Consider the following 3,856-nt stretch of genomic DNA (forward strand, 5'->3'; position numbering starts at 1 on the left):
ACGACACCCTCGGCGAGGACGGCGACCCGCTCGACGCGATGCTGTTGCTGCCGCAGTCGGTGTTTCCGGGCGTGATGGTGCCGGCGCGGCCGGTGGGCATGTTCCGGATGACCGACGAGCATGGCGGTGACGACAAGGTGCTGTGCGTGCCTGCCGGTGATTCGCGTTGGGACCACATCAAGGACATCGGCGACGTCGCCGCTTTCGAACTCGACGCCATCAAGCACTTCTTCGTGCACTACAAGGACCTGGAACCGGGCAAGTTCGTCAAGGCCGCCGACTGGGTGGGCCGCGCCGAGGCCGAGGCCGAGGTGCAGCGGTCGATCGAACGGTTTAAAGCTTCCGGCCACTGACGGCTGGCCCGGCCTCCGGTCGGGCCAGGTCAGCACCGCTGCTGATTGCCGGCGTCGACGACGCGGGTTCGGTACAGGCTAGCAACGGTAGTGGTCACCAGGACTACCACGATGACAGTCAAGCTGACCGCGGTGGAGATCTTGGGCACGTCAAAAGGGTTGCCGCCGTTGAGAATCGACAACTCGTTCTGGCGCAGCGCCTGCAGGATCATTTTCACCCCGATGAACAGCAGGATCGTCGTCAGGCCGTAAGACAGGTACACCAGCCGTTGCAGCATGCCGCCCAGCAGGAAGTACAGCTGCCGTAGGCCCATCAGCGCGAACACGTTGGCGGCGAACACCAGATAGGGCTCACTGGTCAGTCCGTAGACAGCCGGTATGGAGTCCAGCGCGAACATCAGGTCGGTGCTGGCCAACGCCAGCACGACCAGGAACATCGGCGTCATCGTCCGCCTGCCACCGGCTTTGACGTAGAGCTTGACCCCGTTCCACTCCCCGGTGGTGTTCAGGTGGTCGCGGGCGAAGCGCACCACCGTGTTGTCGCCGCCGCTGCCGTGCCCGGCGCCCAGACCCATGCGGACGCCGACGTAAACGATGAACACGGCGAACAGGTAGAACGCCCATGACACGTGCTGGACGGCCACCCCGCCGATCGTGATGAAGACGGCGCGGAACACTAGCGCCAACAGGATGCCGACGAACAGCACCCCCTGCTGGTCGCGCTTGGGCACGCCGAAGCTGGCGATGATCAGGATGAAGACGAACAGGTTGTCCACCGACAGGCTGTATTCGGTGAGCCAGCCGGCGAAAAACTGCATACCGTACCGGCTGCCATGGCCGACCCAGATTGAGACACCGAACAGCACGGCGAGCAGAACATAGCCCGCCAGCGCAAGTGCGCATTCGCCCATCGTTGGCTCATGCGGGCGGCGGGCGATCCTGGTCATCTCCAAGGTCAGCACGGCGATCGTCACGGTCAGGGTGACGATCCACTCCAGCAGCGAGAGGTGCAACAGCGGCCTTCCGGTCGTCGGGCAAACGTCAGGGTTTCTTCGGCTGCCGCGCCGGCGCGCAGCCCCTGTTGCCAACAGTGTGTCAGGTCAGGTGTCCGGAGCCGATCCACGATTCACAGGCGTTCGCCGGTGTTCGGGGAAAGCGGACGACAGGTTTTCCGCCATCGTTCGCCCGACAGTAACGCGACAGTCACCGCGAAGCCGGGCGTTGCCGTCACCGTGAAACTATGTCGACGACATGTGCTCAGCCCGACCTACTCGTTTCAGCCGTGGCACGCTTGTTGACGCCGCCTTTGCAGGAGCTCTACGCGGTGCTGTGGCGCGCCGGCGTCGTGGAGGTGCTCCAGACGAATCACGCGACCTGCCATCGGGTGCCGAGTCGACACCGGCCGCAGGCGGGATCAAGGCCCGGCGACCCGCCGGCAGACCAGTCGCGGCGGCCACCGCGAGGGTCGCCACAGCGGCCGGTCCAAGCCCCTGCGCCCAGCCGAGTGGGCCGACAGGGGTGCAGCCCAGCAGCTGGCTGACGCCGGGAGTGCTGATCATCGTCATGAACGCCGCGAACGAGCCGGCAGCGGTCAGCAACACCAACGGGGCGTGCGAATCCACCAGGGTCTGACCGAGTTCGACACAGACCAATGCGATTAACGCCACGGTGGCGGCCCGTTGTCGCCGCCCGGTCATCGAGGCCATCGCCCACGCCGCGGTGGCCGCGGCCGCGGTGATCGCGCCGCGAACCGTCACCGCACGCCAGAGCACGCTTTCGTCGAGGCCGTGCCCGATGCGCTGCACCGAGCCAGCAGGTGTGCTGACCGCGACCGCCGTGGCGGGTAGCGCATCGGTCAACGTGTTCATCAGCAGCAACTGACGGGTGTTCAGCGGCGACTTCCCGGTGAGCGCGGTACCGATGACGGCGAAGATCACCTCACCGGCGTTGCCGCCGAGCAGCCCGGTCACCGCAGCCTGCACGCCTCGCCACAGTCGGCGTCCCTCGTCGATAGCATCCACCAGCGAGCCGATGCGCCCATCCGTCAGCACCACATCGGCGATGGTGTGGGCCGAGTCGCTGCCGCGCGCGACGACGCCGATCCCGACGGTGGCGAGGCGGATCGCGGCCGCATCATTGGCGCCGTCACCCACCATCGCGCAGACCCGTCCGGCGCGTTGCAGTGTCGCGACGATCTGCACCTTGTTCTCCGGAGACATCCGGGCGAAGACCACTCGCTCGCACACCGCGCGTTCCTGGTCCTTGCGTGACAACACATTCCACTCGGATCCGGTGATGACCTGGCTTGGTCGCACGGTCACTCCCAGCTCCGCGGTGATCGCCGTGGCGGTGATGGGGTGATCCCCGGTGATCAGCCTGATCTCCACGCCCCGGTCGGCCAGGTCGGCGAGCAGCTGCGGTGCTTCGGTGCGCGGGGTGTCGGCGAGCCCGAGGAACCCGGTCAGTGTCAGCCCTTTGCTGCAGAATTCGACGATGCTGTCCGGGTCCTTCGAGATCGCCTGCGCCTGTCGGGTGGTCAGCCGGCGGCGGGCCACCGCGATCACCCGCAGCCCCTCGGCCGCCAGGTTGTCCACGATGTTGTCCAGCCCGGCAGTGGCCTTCGCGCAACCGGCCAGCACCACTTCCGGGGCGCCTTTGACCATCAGTTCGGTACCCGACACGGCCGCCGAGAACGCCCTGCCGGAGCGGAACGGAAGAAAGGTGTCGGGTGCCGGTGCCGAACTGACACCGCCGATTTCGGCAGCCGCCTCGATGATCGCCTGGTCGGTGGCGTGGGCGTGGGCGGCGCCCTCGGGTTCGGGTGCGGCACAGGCGGCGACGCGCAGCACGTCGTCACGCGCGTGCCCGGGCACCGGGTGCACTCGAGTGACCCGCATGCGGTTCTCGCTCAGCGTTCCGGTCTTGTCGAAGCAGACCACGTCAAGCCGCCCCAGCGCCTCCACCGACCGCGGAACACGCACCAGCGCACCGGAACTGCTCAGGCGTCGCGCCGATGCGTACTGCGCCAGCGTCGCCATCAGCGGCATCCCCTCCGGGACCGCCGCCACGGCGATCGCGATGGCATCGCCGAGTGCTTGGCGAAGGCCCGCACGGCGCAGCAGCGACAGCGCGCCGACGAGCGCACCTCCGCTCATGCTGACCGGGAGAGCGCGGTGCATGACTCGGCTGAGTTGGCGTTGCAGGCCGACGACCGGGAGCTCACCGCCGGCCAGCTCCGCCGCCCGGCGCGTCTGGGTGTCGGCACCGACGGCAGTCACCAGCGCAACCGCGGTCCCCGCGATCACGGTGGTTCCGGCGTAGAGCATGCAGCGCCGCTCGGCGAGGTCGGCACCCGGCGTCGCTTCGACCTGCTTGCCCACCGACAGCGACTCGCCGGTGAGCGAGGATTCGTCGACCTCGAGATCGGTTTCCTTTATCAGCCGTGCGTCGGCGGGCACCACCTCGTTGCTGCGCACCTCGATCACGTCGCCGGGCCGCAGTCG

3 protein-coding genes and 1 pseudogene are annotated in these 3,856 nt (G+C 67.7%); 2 read left to right on the forward strand and 2 right to left on the reverse strand.

Annotated features, from left to right (window positions below):
- Positions 1–353 (forward strand): inorganic diphosphatase (locus tag AC2VOP_RS19630; RefSeq protein WP_486962519.1); only part of this gene is annotated, 353 nt, incomplete at its 5' end.
- A 29-nt stretch (positions 354–382) separates the two neighbouring features.
- On the opposite strand, the gene AC2VOP_RS19635 is transcribed toward AC2VOP_RS19630, so the two are convergent.
- Positions 383–1,366, reverse strand: a complete 984-nt coding sequence (locus AC2VOP_RS19635; RefSeq protein ID WP_486962520.1) for a TerC/Alx family metal homeostasis membrane protein — start codon at positions 1,364–1,366, stop codon at positions 383–385.
- Between the two features lie 227 nt (positions 1,367–1,593).
- Between AC2VOP_RS19635 and AC2VOP_RS19640 the strand changes: the two genes are divergently transcribed.
- Positions 1,594–1,893, forward strand: a complete 300-nt coding sequence (locus AC2VOP_RS19640) for an Rv1535 domain-containing protein (RefSeq protein WP_486962521.1) — start codon at positions 1,594–1,596, stop codon at positions 1,891–1,893.
- On the opposite strand, the pseudogene AC2VOP_RS19645 reads toward AC2VOP_RS19640, so the two are convergent.
- A pseudogene (locus AC2VOP_RS19645) lies at positions 1,865–3,838 on the reverse strand (HAD-IC family P-type ATPase); the annotation flags it as partial. The gene AC2VOP_RS19640 and the pseudogene AC2VOP_RS19645 overlap by 29 nt on opposite strands.
- Between the last annotated feature and the right edge of the window lie 18 nt (positions 3,839–3,856).

The organism is Mycobacterium sp. TH-M106, assembly GCF_057473765.1.

Excerpts from the sequence above, each read along its gene's own strand:
- AC2VOP_RS19640 (WP_486962521.1), top strand. The coding sequence starts at position 1,594 with ATGTCGACGACATGTGCTCAGCCCGACCTACTCGTTTCAGCCGTGGCA.